At 34.8% G+C, this 25,195-nt stretch carries 21 protein-coding genes; 11 read left to right on the top strand and 10 right to left on the bottom strand.

Translation table 11 applies throughout. The features are described from left to right. Positions 1-6: 6 nt before the first annotated feature. On the bottom strand, positions 7-750 hold the full coding sequence (locus KI430_RS08955; RefSeq protein ID WP_248874088.1) for a T9SS type A sorting domain-containing protein: 744 nt from the start codon (positions 748-750) through the stop codon (positions 7-9). Positions 751-1,079: 329 nt separating this feature from the next. On the opposite strand from KI430_RS08955, the gene KI430_RS08960 reads away from it, so the two are divergent. From KI430_RS08960 to KI430_RS08985, 6 genes are all read left to right on the top strand, one after another. Further along, positions 1,080-2,567: a T9SS type A sorting domain-containing protein gene (locus KI430_RS08960; protein ID WP_248874090.1), complete on the top strand. Its 1,488-nt coding sequence runs from the start codon at positions 1,080-1,082 to the stop codon at positions 2,565-2,567. Between the two features lie 213 nt (positions 2,568-2,780). Next, positions 2,781-4,376: a tetratricopeptide repeat protein gene (locus tag KI430_RS08965; RefSeq protein ID WP_248874092.1), complete on the top strand. Its 1,596-nt coding sequence runs from the start codon at positions 2,781-2,783 to the stop codon at positions 4,374-4,376. A 108-nt stretch (positions 4,377-4,484) separates the two neighbouring features. After that, positions 4,485-6,815, top strand: coding sequence for a VPS10 domain-containing protein (locus KI430_RS08970; RefSeq protein ID WP_248874094.1), 2,331 nt, complete (start codon positions 4,485-4,487; stop codon positions 6,813-6,815). A 140-nt stretch (positions 6,816-6,955) separates the two neighbouring features. Next, positions 6,956-9,514: a DUF2339 domain-containing protein gene (locus KI430_RS08975; RefSeq protein WP_248874096.1), complete on the top strand. Its 2,559-nt coding sequence runs from the start codon at positions 6,956-6,958 to the stop codon at positions 9,512-9,514. Next, positions 9,498-10,718: a hypothetical protein gene (locus KI430_RS08980; RefSeq protein WP_248874098.1), complete on the top strand. Its 1,221-nt coding sequence runs from the start codon at positions 9,498-9,500 to the stop codon at positions 10,716-10,718. Before KI430_RS08975 ends, KI430_RS08980 begins: the two co-directional genes overlap by 17 nt. A gap of 378 nt (positions 10,719-11,096) precedes the next feature. Beyond that, a complete protein-coding gene (locus tag KI430_RS08985; protein ID WP_248874100.1) occupies positions 11,097-11,486 on the top strand; it encodes a HEAT repeat domain-containing protein in 390 nt (129 codons plus the stop codon). 35 nt (positions 11,487-11,521) lie between these two features. On the opposite strand, the gene hemL is transcribed toward KI430_RS08985, so the two are convergent. The 3 genes from hemL to KI430_RS09000 form a co-directional block, all read right to left on the bottom strand. Beyond that, the gene (hemL, locus tag KI430_RS08990) at positions 11,522-12,802 is read right to left on the bottom strand and encodes a glutamate-1-semialdehyde 2,1-aminomutase (protein ID WP_248874102.1); all 1,281 of its coding nucleotides are present in this window, start codon (positions 12,800-12,802) and stop codon (positions 11,522-11,524) included. Positions 12,803-12,976: 174 nt separating this feature from the next. After that, positions 12,977-14,041 carry a glucosaminidase domain-containing protein gene (locus KI430_RS08995; protein WP_248874104.1) on the bottom strand — a complete coding sequence of 355 codons (1,065 nt, stop codon included), beginning with the start codon at positions 14,039-14,041 and terminating at the stop codon, positions 12,977-12,979. Positions 14,042-14,278: 237 nt separating this feature from the next. Next, positions 14,279-15,187, bottom strand: a complete 909-nt coding sequence (locus KI430_RS09000) for a 1-aminocyclopropane-1-carboxylate deaminase/D-cysteine desulfhydrase (RefSeq protein WP_248878292.1) — start codon at positions 15,185-15,187, stop codon at positions 14,279-14,281. A gap of 149 nt (positions 15,188-15,336) precedes the next feature. Between KI430_RS09000 and KI430_RS09005 the strand changes: the two genes are divergently transcribed. Continuing rightward, positions 15,337-15,558 (top strand): DUF2798 domain-containing protein, encoded by a 222-nt coding sequence (locus KI430_RS09005; protein ID WP_248874106.1) that lies wholly within the window; start codon positions 15,337-15,339, stop codon positions 15,556-15,558. Positions 15,559-15,584: 26 nt separating this feature from the next. Next, entirely contained in the window at positions 15,585-16,154 is a 570-nt protein-coding gene (locus tag KI430_RS09010) for a Crp/Fnr family transcriptional regulator (RefSeq protein ID WP_248874108.1), read from the top strand. A gap of 60 nt (positions 16,155-16,214) precedes the next feature. Here KI430_RS09010 and KI430_RS09015 read toward each other — a convergent pair whose 3' ends face one another. The 5 genes from KI430_RS09015 to KI430_RS09035 all read right to left on the bottom strand — a co-directional run bounded on the left by KI430_RS09015 (position 16,215) and on the right by KI430_RS09035 (position 20,548). Continuing rightward, positions 16,215-17,168: a transketolase family protein gene (locus KI430_RS09015; protein ID WP_248874110.1), complete on the bottom strand. Its 954-nt coding sequence runs from the start codon at positions 17,166-17,168 to the stop codon at positions 16,215-16,217. Positions 17,169-17,287: 119 nt separating this feature from the next. Continuing rightward, on the bottom strand, positions 17,288-18,139 hold the full coding sequence (locus tag KI430_RS09020; protein WP_074233065.1) for a transketolase: 852 nt from the start codon (positions 18,137-18,139) through the stop codon (positions 17,288-17,290). Between the two features lie 126 nt (positions 18,140-18,265). Further along, a complete protein-coding gene (locus KI430_RS09025; RefSeq protein ID WP_248874112.1) occupies positions 18,266-18,826 on the bottom strand; it encodes a porin family protein in 561 nt (186 codons plus the stop codon). Positions 18,827-19,016: 190 nt separating this feature from the next. After that, the gene (locus KI430_RS09030) at positions 19,017-19,541 is read right to left on the bottom strand and encodes a hypothetical protein (protein ID WP_248874114.1); all 525 of its coding nucleotides are present in this window, start codon (positions 19,539-19,541) and stop codon (positions 19,017-19,019) included. A 59-nt stretch (positions 19,542-19,600) separates the two neighbouring features. Then, positions 19,601-20,548: a PhoH family protein gene (locus KI430_RS09035; RefSeq protein WP_074233062.1), complete on the bottom strand. Its 948-nt coding sequence runs from the start codon at positions 20,546-20,548 to the stop codon at positions 19,601-19,603. Between the two features lie 101 nt (positions 20,549-20,649). Between KI430_RS09035 and KI430_RS09040 the strand changes: the two genes are divergently transcribed. Further along, the gene (locus KI430_RS09040) at positions 20,650-21,477 is read left to right on the top strand and encodes an S-adenosyl-l-methionine hydroxide adenosyltransferase family protein (RefSeq protein WP_248874116.1); all 828 of its coding nucleotides are present in this window, start codon (positions 20,650-20,652) and stop codon (positions 21,475-21,477) included. Positions 21,478-21,523: 46 nt separating this feature from the next. Here KI430_RS09040 and KI430_RS09045 read toward each other — a convergent pair whose 3' ends face one another. Next, positions 21,524-23,689, bottom strand: coding sequence for a M12 family metallo-peptidase (locus KI430_RS09045; RefSeq protein WP_248874118.1), 2,166 nt, complete (start codon positions 23,687-23,689; stop codon positions 21,524-21,526). A gap of 142 nt (positions 23,690-23,831) precedes the next feature. Between KI430_RS09045 and KI430_RS09050 the strand changes: the two genes are divergently transcribed. Both KI430_RS09050 and KI430_RS09055 read left to right on the top strand, forming a co-directional pair. After that, the gene (locus KI430_RS09050) at positions 23,832-24,380 is read left to right on the top strand and encodes a CopD family protein (RefSeq protein ID WP_248874120.1); all 549 of its coding nucleotides are present in this window, start codon (positions 23,832-23,834) and stop codon (positions 24,378-24,380) included. Between the two features lie 37 nt (positions 24,381-24,417). Then, complete coding sequence (locus KI430_RS09055) at positions 24,418-25,146, top strand: ABC transporter permease (RefSeq protein ID WP_248874122.1); 729 nt, start codon at positions 24,418-24,420, stop codon at positions 25,144-25,146. The last annotated feature ends 49 nt before the right edge of the window (positions 25,147-25,195 follow it).

The raw sequence follows: 25,195 nt of genomic DNA on the forward strand, positions 1-25,195 counted from the left end.
TTGGTATTAATTCTTGATAAACTTCGAACTCAAACCTCCAATTTTATAAATATAGTTTCCTTTTGATAGGCTTTCAATATTTAGAACAATCCTATCTTCGGAAGAATTAAATACTTTATTTAAAACAATTTTTCCAGAAACATCAAAAACCTCGACTTTATTAACTCCATTTTTGGGATTAATAACATTTAGTATTCTGTCTGAAGGATTGGGAAAGGCAGATAATCTATTATTTGTTGATTGAATTTCTTTAGTTGTTAACGAGCTAGACGGAAGTGAATAAATTTCTGTTGAATTTGTAGCTGATTTAAATAGTCTTAATTTATTATTTCCTGATGTACTATCATGATAAACTGTAAAATCATATTCATCATCTAACAAATAACCACTTCCAAAATCTTTGACTAATAAACCGTCTTCATTATAAATCTGGATTGTGACATTAGGAAAGCTTCCGCTAAATACAACAATCTCTAAGAGATCATCAGTATTAAAAATTTTTTTTGAAAGAATAAAATTATAATATTCACTTACTCTGCTCGGAACCGGCAATGAAAATTGTTTCTTTAAAGAATAATCAGAATTATAAATCTTAATTGTAGATAGATCTGACCCAGCAGAATAATAATATGTTTCCGAAGCATTAGTATAAACTTGTAATGTTTCTGAGGGAAAAGTCTTATCAAGATTTATTTGTCCAAAAACAATACTTGTAGCTAAAATTGCAAAAGAAAATAATATTTTTTTCATAGTTATTTAGTTAAAATTATAATCAGCAAAAGTATGACGAAATTTTCAAAAAGAATCAAATAAAAAATAAAAAACCGCCCTCACAGAAAAGAACGGTCTTTAAATGAATTTGGGTTTATCATTTTGGAGTTACTAAGGTAGAGAATAAGAAAACCTGTTCCAATTTTCTTGAACTGACTTTTAACAGAATATTAAATAAAAAAACTTTCCCTTTCGGAAAGTTTTTTTCGTTTTCACAGAAATAGACAATTGTTGTCACACAATGTCACGCCTTAAATTAAAGCTTTCGGGTTTATACTATATAACTTCACTCAACAAAAAAATTATATATGGAAAAGTATCTATTCTCGGGAGTTTTAAACAGAGGAATTTTATCAATGACTGTTTTCAGTTTGACATTGGTTTTTGGACAATATCAATCCAAAAAAATCACAGCCTCTACAAGGGAGAGCCGGGCAGAATTCGGAACTTCGGTAGCGATTAACAATCAATTTTTGGCGGTTGGCGCTTCCAGAGAAGCCATTGCAAAAGGTGCTGTTTATATTCATCAAAAAAGCGGAAATAACTGGAATTTCAATCAAAAAATCACGGCTCCGGATGGTTTCGAAATGGCGGAATTTGGAGGAAGTATAAAGTTTGGAAATGATTTTCTTGTGATTTCTGCAGGAAGAGCGGATATCGAAAATATAATCCGAGCAGGCGCTTTGTATGTTTACAATTTAGATGCTAACAATCAATGGAATTTCACAAACAAACTGACAGCATCTGATTATGATAATGATGCGTTGTTGGGCGTTAATCCTACTTCTATTGCTGTTGACGGGAATACGATTGTTGCTGGCGCTCCAGGATTCAGCAGTTGGAATGGTGCTGTTTATATTTACGAAAAAAGTGGTAATGACTGGATAGAAGCACAGAAAATCACTTCGCCGGAAAGTGTAGATTTTGGAAATTTTGGGATTGGCGTCAGTCTTTACGGCGATTATCTTGTGATTGGCGCAAGTGGCGTTAATAACAATGCAGGGAAAATTTACATCTATAAAAAGAATAATTCAGGTGAATGGATTTTTCATCAGAGTTTAATGTCATCAGACAATTTCGACAATTCTTATTTTGGAAATTCGGTCAGTATTTCTGGCAATGAATTGGTAGTTGGTGCGTATACAGAATCTAACACAGGCAATCCGTCGATGGCTTATATTTTCAAATTGAATGATAATGGAAACTGGGAAGAATCTCAAAAAATTCCAAGTTATGAATCTTCCGAACACACCTATTTCGCCTGGATGTGTGAGTTGAAAAGTGACAAGCTTCTCATCAGCGCTCCGCATCTATACGGAACAGAACCTGGGAGATCGCTACTTTACAAAAAGAACAGCCAGAACCAGTGGGAATTTGACCAGGAACTAAAGCCCGAAAACGATGTTGCAGAAGATTTCTACGGTTGGAGTTTAGCAATGAGTGATAATGAAATTATAGTTGGTGCAGCAAGAGACAATTGGGATAATAATGAAGAAAATGAACTGAATGATGCGGGTTCTGCGCATATTTTTACTTCGCAAGATCTTGCAACGAATGAAAATAATCTTTCTAAAAAAGATGTAAAAATCTATCCAAATCCCGCTAAAGATTTCATCAACATTACAAGTAAACAACAAGTTAATTCGGTTGAAATTCTGGACCAGTCCGGAAAACGGATTTCGGAGTCCAAAGAATTAAAAATTAATGTTTCAAATCTTTCAACAAAAGGAATTTATATTCTGAAAATAAAATTCTCGAACGGGAATTCATCAATTCAGAAATTGATGAAGCAATAATATTTTAAACTCTCGCAGATTTGCTGGATTTTGTCGATTTGATCTAAAATTTGCTGAACCAGTAAAATCTGCGAGAAATAGAACAAAACTAAAATTATCGAATAAATCTGTTCTCACAATCTCATCTTTTTGCTTTTACGATTAATTATATCTATATTTCGTTATCGATTTGACGAGAAGATGAAACTATTTCTGAAAATAATCCCAATAATTATGCTTTTTGTTCTGCCCTCAACAATGTTCGGGCAGTCTGAAAAAGAATGTGAAGTCATCATCGATTCTGCCATTCAGAAGATGTTTCGAAAGGAACATACCAAATCTCTGGAAATGTTGATTCGGGTAAAATCTGTCTCGGAACAAAAGAAATGGGACAAATCCAACTTTCGCGCAACCAACAACATTGGTCTCAATTATTATCTGATGACCGACTTTGGCGAAGCTTTGAAATATTATCTCGAAGCTTATGATATCGCAACCAATACGCCGGACAAAAAGCACGTGATGACGGTTGTCAACAATATTGCGATTCTTTATTTTCAGGAAAAGAATAATAAAAAAGCTTACGAATATTTCCTAAAAGCCTATCAAACTGCTAAAGAAAACAACCGAAGTGAAAAAGCCGGCGCTTATGCAGTGAACCTTGGGTTGGTTCTGAATAAATTAAATAAAATCAATGAAGCTTATAAGTACATTCAGGAAGCGGAAATCCTGACAAAAGATGACCCAAAAGTCAATATAATGAACAAAATGGCTTTGGCAGAAAACCTTTATCTTAAGAAAAAATTTGAAGAATCTGAAGCTATCATCGATAATCTGATTCCTAAACTGGAAGCTGATAACCAAACCGAAAATCTGGTTTTCATTCTGCTGATAAAAGCGCAAATCAATGAGAAAAAAGGAGACTTTACTCAGGCAAAATCTTTGGCTTTACAGGCAAGAAAGCTCTCTCCGAACATCAATAACAGAGAGGAAGTTTACAATTATCTTTCAAAAATCAATGCGGAAACCAAAAATTATGATGAGTCTCTCAAATACAAAGATTCTGTGATTATTGCGAATGATTCAATTTCGAGAATTAATAATTCTGCATTGTTCAATAATGGAAAAATCAAGTTCGAAATGCAGAATTATCAGTTTGAGCTCAAAGAAAGCCATCAGCGTTTGAAAGATGAAAGAAAAATCTTCTACATTATTATCGCTTCTGCCGTTATCATTATTTTGTTGGTTCTGCTTTTCCTTTACAATAACTCGATAAAATACAGACAGCAGAAAAAAATCACACAACTGGAATTTGAAAAAAAGCAAAGCGACAATCTGATTCTGACTCAACAACTGAAAGAACAGGAAACTTTATCTTTATTAGAAAAAGAACGTCTTAAAAACGAAATCGAACAACAAAACCGCCAGCTCACTTCACAAGCTTTAACCATCTCCAGCAGAAATGACGTGGTGGAAGAAATTATTGAAGCGATTGTCAATCAACCTGAGATTTCTAATAATACGAAACTGGTCAATTCTATCAAGGATTTAAAAATTCAGCTTAAGAATAATAATCAGTGGGACAGTTTTTTCAAACATTTTGAGGGCGTCAATCAGAATTTCATCACCACACTCAAAGAAAGACATCCGGATTTGAGCTCCTCGGAAATCAGATTCATCTGTTATGTTTACATGAATCTCAGTCATAAAGAAATTGCATCCATTCTCAACATCAGTCCGGAATCCTGCAGAAAAAGAAAGGAAAGAATCAGTAAAAAACTCAATCTTCCTGACAAAATCAACCTATACGACTATATTTCAGCGATATAGACAAACCTACGTCACGCAGAAATTAGATTGATGTCACGCAATGTCACGCCATTATTGATCCATTTTTTTTGATTTATCATCAATTTTACATCAATAAATTTTTGAAATATGAAGAAAATATTGACTTTATTTTTATTGGCAATTTGCTCCGGTCTTTCTACAATGTTGACGGCTCAATTGTCATTTTTAACTTCGCCAAATTATGGGCAGGTCTTTGATGTGACTTATGACCCAATCAAGCCTGATGTTTTGTATGCCAATACGGTAACCAATCACATTGTGAAAAGTTCTGATAATGGAAAAAATTGGGAAGTGCTTTACTCTTTTCCAATTAATCTGAGTTTTGGGACAATAAAGGAATTAAGATGGACTGCTGACCAGAAATACCTGAGTTTTATTTTAACTTCGGAAGGGACAGCTTATAATCAGGTGATTATCATCGACCCGGACAATGGCAACGTCATCAAAAAAGTCGATTCTCCAAATGGAAATCAATCAGGAAATCTGATAATGTCCTACTCGATTACGGGTAATAACTACGAAAATATTCTTTTGCACACGACGTATATGTACAATTTTGGTCTTGTAACGGATGTTTTCTACAGCAAAAATGGCGGAGACGACTGGCAAAAAGTTTATACAAGTTCTAACAACGATGGCGTCCACGTGAATAATGTCGCAATCCATCCAAGAAATCCTGACAAATTATTTATTGCCAGAGGTTTTTCTCCAGGAGAAAAAAACGGTGGATTATTTGTGTCAGAAAATTCCGGAAACAGCTGGACCGAAAAAAATGCCGGGCAAAATTATTCTGCTATAACATTTGACCCGATTAATCCTCAAAAAATGTTTTTGGGAACGTTTTATCTTACAGAAACTCAAACCGAGAATCTTTACCGATCCACAGACGGCGGTGATAATTGGAGCATTGTTCCTATCAACTGGACGGCGCTTTCTACTAACAGCATCCAAAAAATTGTCATCAATCCAAAAAACACAAATGACATTATGATTTTGGAAGAAAACGAAATCGTGATATCAAAAGATGGCGGAAACACCTGGACGAACTATGTTTACCCAAATAATGACCTAGAAAATAAATATTATTACGGACTGAATGCGACTTACAATCCTTCTAATAGCAACGAAGTAATCATCAGTTCCAATTTCTATCCTTTCCATTCTTTGGATGGCGGAATTACCTTATCAAGATTCAAAAATCCGTTTGCTAATAACACAGAGAAAGTCAGCTTTCATAAAAATACAGAAAAACATTTGTATTACGGTCTGAGAAGAGGATTTATTCATCAGGATTTCCAAACGGGAGAAGAAACAGGAATTAATCTTCAGGCTATCAACTTCTTTCCTAATTTCAATAATAATGGTCTTTTTGCTGACCCATTGGTTGCGGGAAGAGTATATATCAGCAGCAGTGGTTTTATGGGTTCAACGTTTGCTGTAAGTAATAATCACGGTGCAGATTATTCTACAGGTTACAGCGATTATGGACTGAATATTATGAAAATTGCGACATCAAAATTGAATACCAATCATTCCTGGGTGGCTTTCAATGAGACGGTTAGGAAATTCGATTTTACCGATATGAGCGGAATTACCAGCGAGGAAGTGATGCTTCCTGCTTTCGGGACTGTTTTCGCAATCAGCATTGATGAATTTAACGAAAATAATGTAATTCTATCTCAGAATAATAATGTCTACAGAACCACAGACGGCGGACAAAACTGGACACCTTCGGAAAGCGGACTGAACGTTTTGGAAAAAGATGTAGACTTCATTTATGACATTAACAAAAATCCTTTTAATAAAGACCAATTGCTTTTGTCCACAACCCAGGGAATTTTTATCTCCAATGATGCCGGTGCAAAATGGACTCAAATCTATGACGGTAATGTCATCAACAAAGCAGAATTTTCGCCTTACAAAGATGGTGTCATCGTAGCATCTTCCAATTTTATGAACGGAAGTGGCGAGGGTTATGCATATCCGCCGTCACAGGTTAGAATTGTTTATTCTAAAGATTTTGGACAAAACTGGAGCGAAATATCGCCTGAAAGCCTGGGTTATCTTTTCTCAGAATCTTCAGCCATAGATTTTCTGGAAGATGATAAAGCGGACATCTATTTCAGTACGTCAGATTTGGGATTGGTAAAATATCAAATCAGTCTGGAAACTTTAGGAACCAATAATAATTCTTTATCAAAAGTAGATTTGATCATCTATCCAAATCCAACCTCTGATTACATTACGATTTCTAATGACAAAGTGAAAGAAGCTGTGATTGTAGATTTTGCCGGAAAAACTGTGTTGAAATCGACATTAAAAACACTTGATTTAACCAATCTTCCGAAAGGTGTTTATATACTGAATGTAACATTGGAAAACGGAAAATCTATTTCGAAAAAAATCATCAAGAAGTAAAAATTTATTCATATCAAAAAAAAGAGACTTAGCAAAAATTTGTTAAGTCTCTTTTGATTTAATTAAAGATTGGTCTCATATTTCCTTATTAAATCCAAAATCAAGGGTATTTTTTTATATTTGTTAACAGAAGCACATCTATGGAAGTATTTTTATTACTGGTCGTTATTCTTTTTGTGATCATTATTCACAACAAAGTCAATTCTAACCATCAAGCCACTCAGGATTCAATCAGAAAACTTCAGGAGAAGATCGATTCTTTGAAATCAGGAATTCAAATTCCACCTGTAAAACAGGAAGCACCAGAGACTCCAATTATCAAGGAACAAATCCAACCGGAAGAAATAACACCAATTCCTGTTGAAGTTCCTCCGATAATCGAAGAAGAAATCATCGAAGAAAAACAGCCGGAAAATATTGAAAATACAATTCCACAAGTTGAAGATGAACTTTCAAAAGTGGAACAAAAAGTGGCTTTCTCATCAGAAGATACTATAAAGGAAGTTGTACCACCTAAAAAATCCTGGCTGGAAACCTTCAGAGAAAACAATCCTGATATTGAAAAATTCATCGGTGAAAACCTCATCAACAAAATCGGAATTCTGATTTTGGTTCTAGGCATCAGTTTCTTTGTGAAATATGCGATTGATAAAGATTGGATTAATGAACCAGCACGTGTCGGAATCGGTATTTTGGCTGGTGCGCTTGTGATGGGCGTGGCTCATCGATTGAGGAAAAATTACGCCGCTTTCAGTTCTGTTTTTGTAGCTGGAGCAATTAGTATTTTTTATCTCACGATTGGAATTGCGTTCCACGATTATCATCTGTTCAGCCAGACTGTGGCGTTCATTATTATGGTTGTGATTACCATTTTCAGTGTGTTCGTTTCAGTTTCTTATAACCGGAAAGAGTTGGCAGTTTTGTCTTTGATTGGCGGTTTTGCCGTTCCTTTTATGGTAAGCACGGGCGAAGGCAACTACAAAGTTCTGTTCACATATATTGCGATTCTGAATGTCGGAATGCTCTTAATCGCTTATTTTAAAAAATGGAATCTCGTTACTTTGCTGGCTTTCATTTTCAGTTGTCTGCTGTATTCTGCTTGGTTTGGAAAAGGCTTCTACGACGACAAATTACCGTATCTTGGCGCATTGTTTTTTGCTACCATATTTTACATTATTTTCAGTGTGGCAACGGTTATCAACAACCTTAGAAACAAAGGTTCTTTTACGAAACTGGAATATTTCATAATGCTCGCTAATACGTTCTTCTATTTCGGAATGGGAATCAGTATTATCGAAAATTGGAAACCGGAATTCAAAGGTTTGTTTACCGTTGTTTTGGCTTTGTACAATTTGGTTTATGCGATATTTTTATATAGAAAGTTCGGGTTGGACAAAAATGCGATTTATCTGTTGTTAGGACTGACTTTAACCTTTGTTACGTTGGCTATTCCAATCCAGTTTAGCGGTAATTATATCACTTTATTCTGGGCTGGAGAAGCCGTTTTATTGTTCTGGTTGTCTCAAAAATCGAAAATTGCAACCTTCAAATTAGGCGCAATCATCGTTCAGATTTTGATGTTCGGAAGTTTGATTATGGATTGGGAAAAATATTATTCCGGTAATTTGATGGAACTGAAACCTTTCCTCAACCGAATGTTCATCACAGGAGTTGTATCACTCGCTTCATTGATTTTCACTTATATTTTATTGAGGAAAGAGAAAGAAAAAACTGATATTTTCGGTTTTGAATTCCATCCTTCTTCTTACAGGAATATCATTTTAGGCGTCGGTATTTTGGTCGGCTATTTTACCGGAATGCTGGAAATCAGTTATCAATCTAACGAATACATCAGCAATTATTATTCGGCGTTGTCGTATTCGGTTTTGTATCATTTCCTGTTCAGTGTTGGATTGATTTATTTTGTTTTGAAACTAAAAGACAAAGGCTGGAACAGTTTCACGATTGTTTTGGCTTCCGTTAACATCATCATTTACATTGCCTATTTTTACAAGCTGACTTACAATGAAATGACGGAAAATTTTGTTCTCAATCTATCTTCCAAATCAGCCTATTTCATTCATTATATTTTATTGATTTGCCTGGCTTATTTCGGATTTGTTTTGATTAAATTCAGAAATGAAAGTTTTTTCTCCAAACTTTTGAATCATAAATCGGCATTATGGATTTTCGCATTTTGCATCGTCTATGTTTTGAGTAATGAAGTGATGATTCACGGATTGATGTTTACCAAAGACATTATTTCACCTACAGAATTAGCGAAATATCCTTTCAATAAAACGGGTTACAGCTATGAAAAAGAAATGTTCATCGATGACAAATTCGAAGCGATAAAACTTCAAATCATCAAAATCGGTTATCCGATTCTTTGGGGCGTTTTATCTTTTGTTTTTCTGATTATCGGTATCAAAAAACAAAACCAGCCATTGCGTATTATCGCTTTAGCTTTACTCGGAATCACGATTATAAAACTGTTTATTTACGATATCAAAAACGTTTCGGAAACAGGGAAAATCATCGCCTTTATTTTACTCGGCGTCTTGATTTTGATAATTTCATTTGTTTATCAAAAGATTAAAAGATTGGTCGTAGATGAAACCAAAATCCCTTCGGATAAAATTGAAAACTTGAAAGACCAAACAGAAACTAAAAACCCAAACGATGAAGAAATTAATTAGTCTAATATCAATTCTGATAGCGAGTTTTTCCTTAGCTCAAAGCTATCAGGGAAAAATAAATAAAGTCTCAGAAAACGGACTGCATCAGATTTTGCTAACTCCGGAAGTTCGATCTGCGTCTCAGAATAATATTGATTTTTTAAGAATTTTTGATTCTAAAAATAATGAAGTTCCTTATGTCTTTTATGAAGGGAAATCCAGCAATTCCAGTTCAAAGGATTTTACCATCATTTCAAAAACTGCTATTCCGAATGTAGCGACTTCCATCATCATCTCCAATGAAAATGCATTGAATATCGATCATCTGACCTTGAAAATCGCCAATACGGATGTCGAAAAAAAGTACAATATCAGCGGCAGCAACGACCAGAAAGAATGGTTTGGTTTGGTCGGTAATCAAAAAGTAATCGGACTGAATGACGCTGGGGAAAACTTTGTGGAACGTGATTTTGCTTTTCCTTTGAACAATTACAAGTTTCTGAAAATTGATTTCATCGATAAAAACTCTTTGCCTATCAATATTCTGGATGCGAGTTTGGAAGAAAATCATTCTGTCCATCAATCGAAAATTGAATTACAAAACTTCACTCAAAAATTTGAAACAAATAAGAAATTAAAACAAACCAAAATCACGATTACGTTTGCAAATCCACAAGTCATTGACGGCATCGGTTTCGAGATTTCTTCACCGAGTTATTTTCTGCGTGATGCGATGATTTTGATTAATAAATCTAGAGTTTATAAAAAATCAACTGAAAATTATATCGAAAATATTTCTGCTTTTCAACTCAATTCAAAAAGTGAAAATAGATTTGATGTACAAAGTTTTTTTGCCAAAGAATTCACGATAGAAATTGACAATAAGGATAATCCAGCTTTGGAAATCAACAAAATCAATCTTTTTCAATCGCCTGTCAGCATTCTAACCGATTTGAAATCGAATGAAAATTATACTTTAAAAATTGACTCCACTTGGTCTGCGCCACAATACGATTTAATCAACTCCGGAATTGATGTTAATCAGAATTATCCCGTTGCAACCATTTCGAACTTAGAAAAAATAGAACAATCAAAATCTAAAGAAGAAGAAAAAACATTTTGGCAAACGCCTTTGTTTATGTGGATTTGTATTGTTTTAGCTGTAACGATTATTGGTTATTTTGCGGTTGGATTGATTAAGGATATGAATAAGGAGAATCAGTAAATTTACATCAAGAAAAATAATAAAACCATTCTGATTTTGGAAAGGTTTTATTTTATCTAACATTGGCTTACAGAGTTTTATCAATCTTGACATATTTTCAACTGTCCGGATTGGCTTTTATATGAATTAAAGTTTGTTGTATGTTTTTATTTAATTATTTTTAAGGATAATTAGATTGGATTCACGCAATGCGTGGAGATAGATGTTAGTGGAAAGCATAACAAGATATATTCTATGCAAAATCAGAATATTAACAGAGTAAAGAAAACTTTACTAACCAGCACCGACAGAACAAAAAGGACATATGCATTGTGGATTTTGTTAACATATCATACAAAATCCTTGACATCGTCTGAACTTTTTTCATTGATTTCAATAATGTTTGAGGTTGGTTTTTCAAATCCTAAATATCCTGGAATAAGATACAAACTTGAAAATGAAATTAAAGCAAGACAAGATCAAGATACAATTTTTAGACTCCTCGAATTGTTAAACAGTGATAATTCGCTTATTCGTGAATTCTCTGCAATGCTGTTAAATGATTTTTGTAGTACTATGATTATTGAACCTGTATTAATATATTTACAAAATACAAATGATCATATTTTAGTGAAAAGATCTGCTATTTGTGCTTTGCAGAAATATAATGATGTGAGAATAAAAGAATATTTAATAAATGAATATGAATCAAATCAAGAAAACCAAGATAACTTCTATCGAAGTAACTACTTAGAGACAATTGAAAGGATTTTAAAAAGTATGAATTAAAAAAACCTTTCCGATTTGGAAAGGTTTTCATTTATCTAATACTGAAACTTCCTGAAAGCTTCCAGGGTTTTATCAATCTCTGCATCGCCAATTGCGGATGAAATAAACCAGGTCTCATAACCACTTGGCGGCAGATAAATCCCCTGTTCTAGAACTTGATGAAACAGATTATTAAATAGCCCGATGTTGGAATTATTCACTTCATTGAAATTGCTCACAGAAGAAACGCCAAAGAAAATCGACATCATACTTCCTTTTCTGTTGATTCTGTGTCGGATTCCTTTTTCATTCAATATTTTTCCGATTTCGAAGTCTAAAGTTTCGGTAGTTTTATCTAATTTTTTATAGAAATCTGCATCTTCTTTTATCAATTGTAAAGTTTTGAGTCCGGCTCTCATTGCCAAAGGATTTCCACTCAAGGTTCCCGCTTGATAAACGCGTCCTCTTGGCGAAAGCCAGTTCATAATTTCGTTTCTTCCGGCAAAAGCACCAACCGGCAAACCGCCACCAATCACTTTTCCGTAAGTTACCAAATCTGCCTTCACGCCCAAAGCTTCCTGCGCTCCACCAAAAGCCAAACGGAATCCCGTCATTACCTCATCAAAAATCAATAATGCACCATTCTCATCACAGATTCTTCTAAGATTTTGAAGGAACTGATTTTCCGGTAGAATACAACCCATATTTCCGGCAATCGGTTCTACGATAATCGCCGCAATCTGTTCAGGATTATTTCTGAAAAGATCTTCAACCTGTTCGATATTATTGTATTCGGCAAGTAATGTATCTTTTGCAGTGCCTTGAGTAACGCCCGGAGAATTCGGACTTCCAAAAGTCGCCATTCCACTTCCAGCCTGAATCAGAAATGAATCCGAATGACCGTGATAACAACCTTCGAACTTAATAATCTTTTCTCTTTCAGTATAACCTCTCGCCAAACGAATGGCACTCATACAAGCTTCGGTTCCGGAAGAAACCATTCTGATTTGGTCAACATTCGGCACATTTTCTACAATGAATTTTGCAATCTCAGTTTCCAATTCCGTCGGTGCACCAAAAGAAAATCCTTTTTCAGCCTGTAGTTTCAGAGCTTCCAAAACTTCAGGATGTGTGTGACCAAGAATTGCTGGTCCCCAAGAATTGATATAATCGATGTAAGTTCTGTCATCTTCATCTGTAAGGTAAGCGCCTTTTGCAGATTTCATAAAAATAGGAACACCTCCCACAGATTTGAAGGCACGAACCGGTGAATTAACACCGCCCGGAATATATTTGTACGCTTCTTCAAAAAGCGCTGAACTTCTTTGGTATAACATTTTAGTTGATTGTTATTGGTTGATAATAGTTAACCTAAATTCTAACTTTTAGTTGATGTAAAAGGTATAAGACTGAATCAAATTTAAAAATATCTCGCAGATTTTCTAGATTTAGCAAATTCAAAATCGCCTAATTAGTATTAGCTGTGAGAAATTTATTTTGATTAATGATTTCTAAGCTCTCGGTTTTTTACTTTGCAGATAAATCGTTTGTCCTGCCCTCGGTTCTTCGCCTGCTTCCATTCTGTTTTTAGAATACAATTTCTTCAATTTGATTCCGAATTTCTGAGAAATATCGTGCATTGTTTCACCAATTCCAGCTTTGTAAGTTTCTTTGTTTCCTGATGAATTTTTACCTTCTAAGAAAATGATATCATTCTTTGCCAGTCTGGAGTCTTCCAGTTCATTGTATTTCATCAGACGTTTTTCACTGATGCCGAATTTCTTGGCAATATCAGATATATTTGCATCCACAGGCATTACAAAGAATTTCAAATCGCCATTAGGATGATTTTTCACCAAGATATTCTTGAGAAGACTGGCTCTTGTTTTTGCATCTACGATATCCGAAACTTCCGCTTGCTTTTTAGCATAAGAACCTTGTGTGTAATCTACTTTTATGGTTGGTGGAGCAACTTTATCATTTTGCTTTTCTTGACTTAGTTGCGCCATAAAAACCGCATCACTATTCAAACTTGGATACAATTTCAGAATCGCATAATAAACTTCGTCTTTAGAAGTATTATCAAATTCATACAATTTGTATCGCTCGATTTTATCAATCAGGATGTATGCATATCTCGGATTGGTCGCATAGCCTGCTTTTTTAAGACCGTGAGCCCAAGCTTTATAATCTTTTGGATTAAGGTCAAACAATTTAGTGTAATATTTTCTCGTCGCCAGAAAAATCGAATGATCTTCATAAGACTGTTTTGGATCTTCATAAACACGGAAACACTCATTTGGAGCATCGTCTGTATGTTTCATTGTTTTTCCCGTCCATTCTTCTTTACACTTGATCCCGAAATGGTTCTTCCCTTCCAGCGCCAGTCGGCTTTGTCCGCCACCTGTTTCCAAAAGTCCCTGAGCCAGTGTGATGCTCGCAGGGATTTTATATTTTTCCATTTCTTCCACCGCGTATGGTGCGAATTTCTGGATATATTGGTCTTCCGTTTTCCAGGTTTGTGCTTTTGCAAATCCTAAAACACAAACAAAACCAATCGCCAATAACTTTTTCATTTTCAATATTTTAAAATATTTATTCTTTATTTTTCAGGAGCTAATCCCGCTATCCGCTATATCTTTTTTGCCATTGCAAACGAAGTGAAGCAATCCTTAGAATTTTTCACCGCAATGACAAAAAAGGATGCCGCTACTATCGGGGCTATGGGTTTCTAATTCTTTTCAACTTTTGTCATCAAAACAAAATTTGAAAACTTAATCAACCCTTTCAAAGTTTCAAACTTTGAAGGGGTTTTATTCCGCAATCAGTTCCCTTCCTTTACTTTTCAAAAACTGATTTGCTCCTTTGATTCCCTGTAATCCACCAGTATGAAACGCCAGAATCTTTGAACCTTTCGGAAAGAAACTTTTCCCTGCCAAATCAAAAATCTTCTGCATCATCTTTCCTGTATAGATTGGGTCAAGCGGAATCTGGTATTCGTTATAAAACCAATTTATAAAACGAATATTCTCATCAGTTATTTTTCCGTAACGGTTTTCATCCGCATCAATCAATTCAAAATTGTCTCTACCACTCCATTGCTTCACTAAGTTTTCCAGCGAATCATCCTTTACAACTTTGATTCCAACCACTTTCTGATTCTCATCTGCAAACTTCGAAATCCCAGCAATTGTTCCTCCAGTTCCAACTGCCGTGCAAAGATAATCAAAATCTTTGGTGTCATTTCCCAACATATATTGGACACCTTCAACAGCGATTTTATTACTTCCACCTTCCGGAATAATTAATGAATTAGGGTAATTCTCTGAAAATTTTTGAGTTAGTTTTTCTTTGTTTTGATAATCTTCTCTTGATACAAAGAAGAATTTCATTGCATTTTTAGAAGCTTGGGAAAGTGTTGGATTGTCTTGCCAATTATTTTCTAATTCATTTCCTCTAATGATTCCAATTGTGGGAATATCAAATTGTTTTCCAAATGCAGAAACTGATGCAATATGATTGGAAAAAGCACCGCCAAAAGTAATAAGTAAAGGATTCTTAGGTTTTGATTCCAGATATTGATTGACATTGAAGAAGAGTTTCCAGAATTTGTTTCCGGAAATTTTCGGATGAATCAAGTCTTCTCTTTTGATAAAAATCCGGACATCAAAATCAGTTTTGATTTCGACAATTGAGATTTTATGTTCCGGAATTTGAAGCATTGTCAAAAATAGATATTTCTAATGAAAGCTTATATGACAAAACTTATTTTGTGCAATTTATAATGTTAACTGTCATTTTTTGACTTAAGTCAAACTTTTGTAATAAAAATCATCGCAGTTTTGCACTGTTAATTTTAAACTTTAAAACAATGAAGCAAAAACACTTTAAGTATATCAACACATTATTTGTGGTGATTCCAATGACATTGATTATGGCTTTTGTAGGGCTGATGCGTAATTATGGATTTGGGCAAGATTGGTTTTTAAAATTTCTAAAAGCGTGGAGCGTTATGTTACCGGTTGCATATTTTGCGGCATTTATCATCATTCCAAATGCTCGGAAATTAGCAGAGAAAATCACTACAAAATAGTAAATTTATACTCTTAAAAACTCTGAATGTACGAACAACTTACAGGTTACATCAATAACAAAATTAAAGTCAGTGAAGATGAATTAAAGATAATTCTTTCTTTTTTCAAGCCATTGAAACTGAAGAAAAATGAATTTTTAGTATCTCAGAGACAAACCAGCCAACGGACATTTTTCGTTGGCAAAGGTTGTTTGAGAATATTCTTTATCAATGAGGAAGGACAGGAAGCCACACGTTATTTTGCATTTGAAAATCTATTTGCTACAGCATTAGTGAGTTTCATCACCGGCGAAACATCAGACGAATTCATCCAAGCAGTTGAAGCTTCTGAAATTTTGTACATCACTCACGATGACTTTTATCTTCTTTTGGAAAAAGTCCCACAATGGGAAAAATTTTATCGCTATTACTTGGAAAATGCCTATGTGAACAATACTAAACGACTGATGTCATTCCTAACAAAGGACGCAGCAGAAAAGTACCGCGAACTCCTATCGGAAAGTCCATTCATAGTGAAGCGCCTGCCCAATAAAATGGTCGCTTCTTATCTCAATATTTCACAAGAAACACTAAGCCGCGTAAAATCTAGAATATGATTTTATATTAAATAAAAAATCCACCAAAATGGTGGATTAACTATTTATATATCGTGAAAATTATTTTGTTCTCTCAATGATTCTTTTCACCGCTTTTACAACAGCTTCTGCATCGATTTGATATTTTTTCATCAATTCTGCAGGTGTTCCGGATTCCCCGAAAGTATCGTGTACCGCTACAAATTCCTGAGGCGTTGGTCTTCTTCTTGCAAGCATTCCCGCAACAGATTCGCCTAATCCACCAAGATAATTATGTTCTTCAGCAGAAACTATTTTACCTGTTTTCTCTACAGACTTCAAGATGATTTCTTCATCCAAAGGTTTGATGGTGTGGATATTGATGATCTCTACGGAAATACCTTCTTTTTCCAACTCATCTGCAGCTAACAAAGATTCCCAAACCAAATGTCCGGTTGCAACAATCGTTACATCTGTTCCTTCCTGTAAAAGAATTCCTTTTCCAATCTCGAAAGGCATATCCTCCGGAATAAAAACAGGAACTACAGGACGTCCGAATCTCAAATAAACAGGACCTTCGTGTGCAGCAGCAGCCAAAGTTGCCGCTTTTGTCTGGTTATAATCACAAGGATTGATTACCGTCATTCCCGGTAACATTTTCATCATCCCGATGTCTTCCAAAACCTGATGTGTTGCGCCATCTTCACCCAAAGTAACTCCAGCATGAGAAGCTGCAATTTTTACATTCTTGTTAGAATAAGCAATCGATTGACGAATCTGGTCGTAAACTCGAGAAGTTGCAAAGTTGGCGAAAGTCCCGGCAAAAGGAATTTTCCCATTGATTGTAAGACCGGCAGCCAAGCCCATCATATTAGCCTCAGCAATACCTGTCTGGAAAAATCTTTCCGGTGCTTTCTCTATGAATTTCTCCATTTTAAGCGATCCAATTAGGTCAGCGCAAAGTGCCACAACATTTGGATTAGTATCAGCTAACTCTGCCAATCCTGCTCCAAAACCGGAACGTGTATCTTTTTTTTCTGTATATGTATATTTCATTTTATTATAATTGATGGATGAATATTATAATTGATAAATAATAGCTGATAAATGATTTTTACTATATTTTATTTTACTTGAAAAAGAATCATTCATCATTAATAATTTATCATTGATAATTAATAATCTGCTGGTGCTTCTAAGTATAATTGTTTGAAAGCTGTTGCCAACTGCTCATCATTAGGCGCTTTTCCGTGCCAAGCGTGACTTCCCACCATAAAATCTACTCCACTTCCCATCTCTGTATGAAGAAGAATCGCAACAGGTTTTCCGTTTCCAGTTTCTGCTTTTGCTCTGTTTAAGATTCCGATAACTGCTTCCAAATCGTTCCCGTTTTTCTCTTCAAGAACCAACCACCCGAAAGCTTCTAATTTTCCTCTCAAATCTCCCAAAGACAATACATCATCTGTATCTCCATCAATCTGTCTTCCGTTATAATCTATGGTTGCGATGATGTTATCCACTTTCTTGGCAGATGCATACATCAATGCTTCCCAGTTTTGACCTTCCTGTAACTCACCATCACCGTGAAGTGTGTAAACCAAAGAATTATCTCCGTCTAATTTTTTACCCTGAGCAGCTCCTAGAGCAACTGACAAACCTTGACCTAACGAACCTGAAGCCACTCTGATTCCCGGTAAACCTTCGTGTGTCGTTGGGTGACCTTGCAATCTTGAGTTTAATTTTCTAAACGTTGCCAATTCTGCAACTGGAAAAAAACCAAATCTCGCCAGTGTACTATAAAACACCGGAGAAATATGTCCGTTGGAAAGGAAAAATAAATCTTCATTCTTACCCTCCATAGTAAAAGGTAATTTGTAGTTCATAACTTCCCCGTAAAGTGCTACGAAATATTCTGTACAACCAAGAGATCCTCCCGGGTGACCACTGTTTACAGCGTGAACCATTCTCAGAATATCTCTTCTGATCTGCGTTGAAAGGCTTTTCAGCTCTTCTATTGATTTGCTCATTATATTGGATTTGCTTTCTTGCGAAATTACGTTTTTTTGATGACCTCAAAAAATCTGCGGTTATAAAAATTCCATAAAAAAACCACTCAGATTTGAGTGGTTTTGAATTATTTATTTTAAATAAAATTATTTTCCAAACTTGTAAGTTAAACCAAATTGGAAAACTCCGTTTCTAATTGCATCAGAATTTTCTATATCAAGTTTAGTTAAATCAGTAACACCAGCAACATATCGAATATTTGCTCCGAAGTTTGATGTGAAGTTATACCCTGCCCCTAAACCAATTCCCAGATCGAAACTTTTTACAAAATCTTTTATATCGTCAGACTCTCCATCCCATTTATCTTTTGCACTGATCAAAAAGCTAAATTCTGGGCCAGCTTCTAAATAAAACTGAGGTGTTGCGTTATATTGGAACATAACTGGAACAGAAATATAATCCAAATTCATTTTTGCATCTCCCGCGTCTTCATATTTTGCTCCTTTAGCATTATAAAGAACTTCTGGCTGAAGACTGAAAATCTCTGCAATTGGAACATTGACAAAAGCTCCAGCATAAAATCCAAACTTAGCTTTACTTTCATCTGCAGAAACGCTAGAAACATTGGCACCAGCCTTTAAACCAAAAGTTTGTGCATTGGACAATCCAAAGATTGCAATTGCGGCTGTAAAAATTAATTTTTTCATAGTTGTAATTTTAAAAATGTTATTAATTGTTAATTTAACTTAAAACATTGCTAAATTAATATTTTTTTCCAAACTTCAAAATAAATTATAAAAAATCTACAATTAATGCAACTCAGCACTTTTTTAAGATTCAAACAAATAAAAAACTCCAGTCTTTTTAGACTGGAGTTTTAAATGTTTTTTGAAATTCTTATTTCAGATTAAAATTAAATCCTACTATAACTGCACCAACAGTTTCTTTTCCTGCGATTGGACGGTTATCATAATACCCTCTGTCATATTTACTTGAAACACTTTGATAACCAACATACAATTCTCCAACTGGCAAATTATACATAAACTTTGGGACCGCATATAAACCGCCATTTACATTATCTGCGGTTGAAATTGCATAACCAAGATCCAATCCTACCGCTATTGGAGCACCAGAGAATGAATACTTACCTGTAACTGCTACCGGAATAAACCCGAAATCATCGCCCTTGTAAGTTCCACCACCGTATTTATAACTTTTAGCGATGTAGTGTGAATATCCTGTCGCAACACCTAGATCAAAGCCTTTTGTAATGTTCCATCTGTATGCAGCATCTAAACCTAAAGTAAAATCAGAGTTACCTGTAGTTGGCGCTCCAATATGAGCACCTAATTTAAATCCTTCTTGAGCTTGCGATAAACCAAATACAGCAATCGCCGCAGCTAAAAATAACTTTTTCATAGTTTTAAAAATTTAATTTCCAAGGAACTATAACCAAGTTTTATACCAAAGATCAATTTTTACTTTCTTTCTACATTATTATAGGCCATAATAATCTTCTTCACAACAGGATGTCTTACCACATCTTCCTCTGTAAGATGCACGAAACCAATCTCTTCTACATCTTTTAAAATAGTCATAGATTCTTTAAGTCCAGACTGCTGATTTTTTGGTAAATCAATTTGGCTTGGATCACCTGTGATAATGAATTTGGCATTCATTCCCATTCTGGTTAAGAACATTTTCATTTGAGAATGCGTGGTGTTCTGAGCTTCATCCAAAATCACAAAAGCCTCATCCAGAGTTCTACCTCTCATAAAAGCCAAAGGTGCTACTTCTATAATTCTTTTCTCCATAAAACCTTCCAGCTTCTCATGCGGAATCATATCACGAAGCGCATCATACAACGGCTGCATATATGGATCTAATTTTTCTTTTAGATCACCAGGCAGGAAACCAAGACTTTCGCCAGCTTCCACAGCAGGTCTTGTGAGGATGATTCTTTTAACTTCTTTATCACGAAGTGCTTTTACAGCCAAAGCAACACTTGTATAGGTTTTTCCGGTTCCGGCAGGACCAATGGCAAAAACCATATCTTTTTTCTCAGATGCTTTTACCAACTTTTTCAGATTGGTAGTCTTCGCTTTGATAGCTTTTCCATTGACACCTTTTACGATAATATCCTGATCAAAAACCAATTGTTTTTCAGAATCGTCCTTTAATTTCAAAAGAGATTCCAATTGTTTGATTTCGATAGAATTGTGCTTGGTAATATAAGCAGAAATATCATCGAGTTTTTGCTTCAAAACATCCAGAGTTTCTCTGTTTCCCATTGCAAAGATAAAATTATCACGACCCGTGATTTTAAGCGTTGGAAAACTGGATTTTATAAGATTGAAATTTTGATTCTGAACACCATAAAAGGTTTTGGTGTTGATATCTTGTAGTTCATAATTGATTTCGAACATAAATAATATTAGTGGTTAGTCTAACAAATATATGAATAGATTTGACATCTTATGCGCCTTTAAAAATTGAATTATATTAAATTTGCAACAAATCTTATCAAATGTCAGTCATTACGCTTACTTCAGATTACGGACTTGTAGACCATCGGGTTGCAAGTATCAAGGGAAAAATACTCAGCTGGAGCGAGGATGTAAAAGTGGTTGATATCACACATAACATAACGGCTTACAATCTTTTACAAACCGCTTACATTGTAAGAAACGCCTATAAATTTTTCCCGGAAGGAAGTATTCATATCATTTCTGTAGACAGCTTTCATCATAAATCGAGGAAGAATATTATTACTAAAATCGATGGTCATTATTTCATTTGCGCTGATAATGGAATCATTAACCTCATGTTCTTTGATATCAAACCAGAAGCTATTTATGAAATCACTCTGAATAACCGATTTGATGACAAAGTTTCTTTTCCATCGACAGATATTTTTGTTCCTGCCGCCATGCACCTTTACAAAGGTGGTTTACCAGAAGTGATTGGAAGAAAAATCAAAACTATAAAAGACATTTCTTTTCCAAAAGCCATTTATAACGAAACTGAAAAAATGATTGTTGGTGAAGTGATGTATATTGATAATTTCGGAAATGTAGTTTCCAATATCAGCCGAAAATTTTTCGAAAAGCACGCCTCTATCAATAACGATTTCACGGTTAAATTCCGAAATATTGTTTTGTCAAAAATCATGGAACAATACACAGATGTTGTAACCGATTGGAGCAGAGAACAGGAATTTCACGGAAAATCTTCTGTCATTTTTAACGATGCAGACTTGTTAGAAATTACCATTTACAAAGGCAGCGTTCTGAATGGTGCTTCTACTCTTTTCGGGATGAATGCAGGCGAGAAAATCTACATAGAATTCACATAAAAAAACCGACAAATATTTGCCGGTTTTTTATTTTGATTTAAGAATATTATTCTTTGATTAATTTCTTACTAACAGTTTCTTTAGAAGACTTTATCGTTACAATATATGTTCCTGTCTTTAATTTTGAAACATCGAAGCTGTTTTTTGATACAGAATCTGAATTAAACTCTCTAACCAATTTACCCGATTGATCAAAAACTTTCACGTTCTCGATTTTTTGTTGTCCATCAATTTTGAATTGATTTTTAACCGGATTTGGAGATATCGAAATTGATTTTTGAGAATTGAATTCATTAGTTCCTAAAACTGAACAATTCAATAATGCTTTAAAACCAGCCTCATTAACCATAGTATCAGATCTGAAAACTAATGTAATTGCCCCAGTTGCGTGGGTAGACTCGAAAGGTCCTCTTATCGTTGTACCAGTCATATTACTAGCCCCTGTGAAAACAGGAGAAGTTGTAGAAGGACCATTTCTAACCGTCAAGAAGTCATAACCTTGTTCTAAATTAAACTCCTGGAAAGTGATTTTTAACTTTTCATTGTCATTTTCAGGATAGAATGTTTTACTCCATGTTTCACTATCAGAATAATTACCATCCGGACCACCAGTATCAGTTATTATTTTTCCACACCAGTCATCGTCTGTCAAAATAATCTGAGATCTTTGATATGCAGGGGAGCAATCTGTTCCGATTTCTATTTTATAAAAAGTACCTTGTGCAAGACCACTTAATGTAAAACTTTTTTCTGTAGTAGTACCAGATTGAGCCACTGTCCCATCCATTAAACTCACTCGGTATTTCCATTCAGCAGAAGTGGCATCAGTAATAACAACTGAAGCTGTAGTCTTGGCAACAGTAGGAATAGATAATCCAGTAACTGTGGTTGCACAAGCCGTCACACAATTTCCACTCAAACAAGCCTTGGAATCAACTGTTTGTCTGATTAAAGCGCCTGGCTGTTCGCCAAAACCTTTTGTAAAATTGATACCAGTTGAAACCAAATGGCAATAACTCATAATGGTACCTCCATCTGTAGGAATAGGTCCAATAGGACAATCACCTTCTGCAAGATCAGGTCTGTAAGTTGGCGCACATCCATCGATAGCTGTTCCGTCTCCATTCCAAGAACAAGCGTGTGTGTGGGGAGAACCTAAAGCATGGCCCATCTCGTGTGTCATTGCCATAACGGTCCAAGAATAAGTTGGGATATTGCTATAAGTCATATTAATACCTGAGTATGCATAACGATTGGTTGTACACAAAGAGTTAAGATAAGCTACACTGGTTGTAGAAGGATAATTTACAAGATGCGCCAGATCTCCTTCAAATGTAGTTCTATTGGATCTAAATGCAGCTAAGTTTGCACTATAAGAACCCGTATAAGGATCTGCTGTCTCCCAAACATAAACAGTTTTTAGAGACATTTTAACACCATCATTAACATATAACGTATTGATATTATTATGAACAGCGGATATCCAATTGATTGTGTTAGTTACATCACTTCCGTTTTGTTGAAAAGGCTTATAACAAATCTCGTAATAAACTCTTACACAAGCATCTGTCATTTGTGGAGCTTTAGAAGTTTTGGGATCAAATCTTACTTTTTGAGATTCATTCTCCATTAATTCATCGGTAGAACAGATGAATGGATTTGTTCCAGTTAATTTCTGATCATTATAAACAACAAAATCTTCGGAGTTCAGAGCTTTTCCTAAAGTCACATTTCCAATATTATTTGCAGAAGCGATACCTACTACGTCATTATCAAAAAAGCTAAATGCAACAACGGATGTATTATCTCCCTTGATAATTCCTCTATAAAAAACTCCTTTCTTATAATTGGTAATTTGTCTTTTGTTGGTTTCTGCTTTGAACTCTGGAGAATAAAGATCAACTCTTACCATTTCCACTGTAAGTTGTCTATTCTCAAAAGGAAAATCCATTTCCAATGCTACTGGCTTTTCGCTTACTAAATTTGATAATTGCTTCTTATCCAATTTCAGAACCTGAGCATCTCTCGCAGCTTGTTGGTAAACCATTTGTTTACCACTTGTATTATCCAAAGTAAATGGATTAACTTTCTTAAATACTACTTTCTTGTTTTGAAAATCCTTTACTTCTTTCGCAATAGGCCTTAAACTTGCCTGCGCAGAAAAAAGAACAAGAACAAAAACCGTTAAAAACAGCTGTAAAATTCTTTTCATATAAACTTCTTTTTAAATTTTCACAAAAAAAGCAATAAAAATCCAAATACGCTAAGAATTCAGCATTTTTAACATTCTAAATTAGAATTGATAAATACCTTTTAATTTTAGACATTAGATTATCTTTGCAAAAAATCCGTAGATGCTTTACACGATTATCAAGGCAATTCATATTATTTTTATGGTAAGTTACTTTGCCGGGATTTTCTATCTCGTGAGATTGTTTGTTTATTATAAGGACACTGATGAATTCGATGAAGTGAAACAGCAGATTCTCAGAAATCAATATACCTTTATGGCAGTCAGACTTTGGAATATCATTACTGTTCCGGCAGGGATTCTGATGTTATTAAGCGGATTGACGATGATTTATCTGAATTTTGGATTAATGAAAACACCTTGGTTTCATCTGAAACTGACATTTCTCGTAGGGCTTGGGATTTATCATTTCTGGTGCTGGAAACGCGTTAAAGAGCTGAAAAATCTCAACGGAAACACACTTTCTATTCCGAATATCAAGCTTCGACAATTCAATGAGATTGCAACCTTTATTTTATTCGCAGTTGTTTTTACAGTAATTCTCAAATATTCCGTTATACAATATTGGTGGCAGTTATTACTTGGATTTTTCGGAATCATTGTTCTGATAACGTCAATTGTAAAAATTGTCAACAGAAACAAGAAAAAATAAAACTATCAACTACAAACCATCAACTGACAACTAAATTATGATAGCAATATTCAAAAAAGAACTTTGGAATTTTTTCGGAAACTGGAGCGCGTGGATTATTATCGCAGCTTTCAGTATTATTTCCGCCTTATTCCTGTTCTTCTTCGAGAACAATTTCAATATTTTCGAGATTGGAAGCGCTACTTTACAAAGTTTCTTTGTGCTTTCGCCCTGGCTTTTTATGTTTATCATTCCGGCCATCAGTATGAGAACTTTAGCCGAGGAAGAACAATCCGGAACCTTGTTTTGGCTGTTTTCTCAACCGGTGAAAATTACCGAAATCGTTGGCGGGAAATTCCTTTCCGTTTGGCTCGTTGGTGTTTTATGCCTGTTGCCATCATTGGTTTATTATTATACTATTTACGTTTTGGGTGTTCCGGAAGGTAATATCGACGGAAGTATGACTTTTGGAAGTTACATCGGTTTGATTATTCTGATTGCTGCTTTTTCCGCAGTCGGGATTTTGGCTTCATCGTTGTCTTCCAATCAAATTATGGCTTACCTGCTGGGCGTTTTCCTTTGTTTCATTCTTTATTTCGGGATTGAGCAATTGGCTAGTTACAAATTAATGGGCGGTGCAGATTATATTTTGCAGAATATTGGATTTTATCAACATTTTCTTGCCTTCACAAGAGGTCAGGTAGATACAAGAGATGTTTGTTATTTTCTTTTCGTGATATTTTTGGGATTGGGATTAGCAAGCTGGTTTGTTTGGAAAAAGAAGTAGGATTTTAAACCTCAAGGTTTTAGGTTTAAAAAACTTATTTAAAGTGTAT

Origin of the sequence: Epilithonimonas zeae, from assembly GCF_023278365.1 — a bacterium.
In the GTDB taxonomy this organism is placed as follows: Bacteria; Bacteroidota; Bacteroidia; order Flavobacteriales; family Weeksellaceae; genus Epilithonimonas; species Epilithonimonas zeae_A.

Coding starts and splice junctions, on each gene's coding strand:
- KI430_RS08955 (WP_248874088.1), bottom strand. CDS start 750: ATGAAAAAAATATTATTTTCTTTTGCAATTTTAGCTACAAGTATTGTT.
- KI430_RS08980 (WP_248874098.1), top strand. CDS start 9,498: ATGAAGAAATTAATTAGTCTAATATCAATTCTGATAGCGAGTTTTTCC.
- KI430_RS09045 (WP_248874118.1), bottom strand. CDS start 23,689: ATGAAAAGAATTTTACAGCTGTTTTTAACGGTTTTTGTTCTTGTTCTT.
- KI430_RS08960 (WP_248874090.1), top strand. CDS start 1,080: ATGGAAAAGTATCTATTCTCGGGAGTTTTAAACAGAGGAATTTTATCA.
- KI430_RS08995 (WP_248874104.1), bottom strand. CDS start 14,041: ATGAAAAAGTTATTGGCGATTGGTTTTGTTTGTGTTTTAGGATTTGCA.
- KI430_RS09020 (WP_074233065.1), bottom strand. CDS start 18,139: ATGAGCAAATCAATAGAAGAGCTGAAAAGCCTTTCAACGCAGATCAGA.
- KI430_RS09035 (WP_074233062.1), bottom strand. CDS start 20,548: ATGTTCGAAATCAATTATGAACTACAAGATATCAACACCAAAACCTTT.
- KI430_RS09055 (WP_248874122.1), top strand. CDS start 24,418: ATGATAGCAATATTCAAAAAAGAACTTTGGAATTTTTTCGGAAACTGG.
- KI430_RS08985 (WP_248874100.1), top strand. CDS start 11,097: ATGTTTGAGGTTGGTTTTTCAAATCCTAAATATCCTGGAATAAGATAC.
- KI430_RS09025 (WP_248874112.1), bottom strand. CDS start 18,826: ATGAAAAAATTAATTTTTACAGCCGCAATTGCAATCTTTGGATTGTCC.
- KI430_RS08970 (WP_248874094.1), top strand. CDS start 4,485: ATGAAGAAAATATTGACTTTATTTTTATTGGCAATTTGCTCCGGTCTT.
- KI430_RS09015 (WP_248874110.1), bottom strand. CDS start 17,168: ATGAAATATACATATACAGAAAAAAAAGATACACGTTCCGGTTTTGGA.
- KI430_RS08975 (WP_248874096.1), top strand. CDS start 6,956: ATGGAAGTATTTTTATTACTGGTCGTTATTCTTTTTGTGATCATTATT.
- KI430_RS09040 (WP_248874116.1), top strand. CDS start 20,650: ATGTCAGTCATTACGCTTACTTCAGATTACGGACTTGTAGACCATCGG.
- KI430_RS09030 (WP_248874114.1), bottom strand. CDS start 19,541: ATGAAAAAGTTATTTTTAGCTGCGGCGATTGCTGTATTTGGTTTATCG.
- KI430_RS09050 (WP_248874120.1), top strand. CDS start 23,832: ATGCTTTACACGATTATCAAGGCAATTCATATTATTTTTATGGTAAGT.
- KI430_RS08965 (WP_248874092.1), top strand. CDS start 2,781: ATGCTTTTTGTTCTGCCCTCAACAATGTTCGGGCAGTCTGAAAAAGAA.
- KI430_RS09000 (WP_248878292.1), bottom strand. CDS start 15,187: ATGCTTCAAATTCCGGAACATAAAATCTCAATTGTCGAAATCAAAACT.
- KI430_RS09005 (WP_248874106.1), top strand. CDS start 15,337: ATGAAGCAAAAACACTTTAAGTATATCAACACATTATTTGTGGTGATT.
- hemL (WP_248874102.1), bottom strand. CDS start 12,802: ATGTTATACCAAAGAAGTTCAGCGCTTTTTGAAGAAGCGTACAAATAT.
- KI430_RS09010 (WP_248874108.1), top strand. CDS start 15,585: ATGTACGAACAACTTACAGGTTACATCAATAACAAAATTAAAGTCAGT.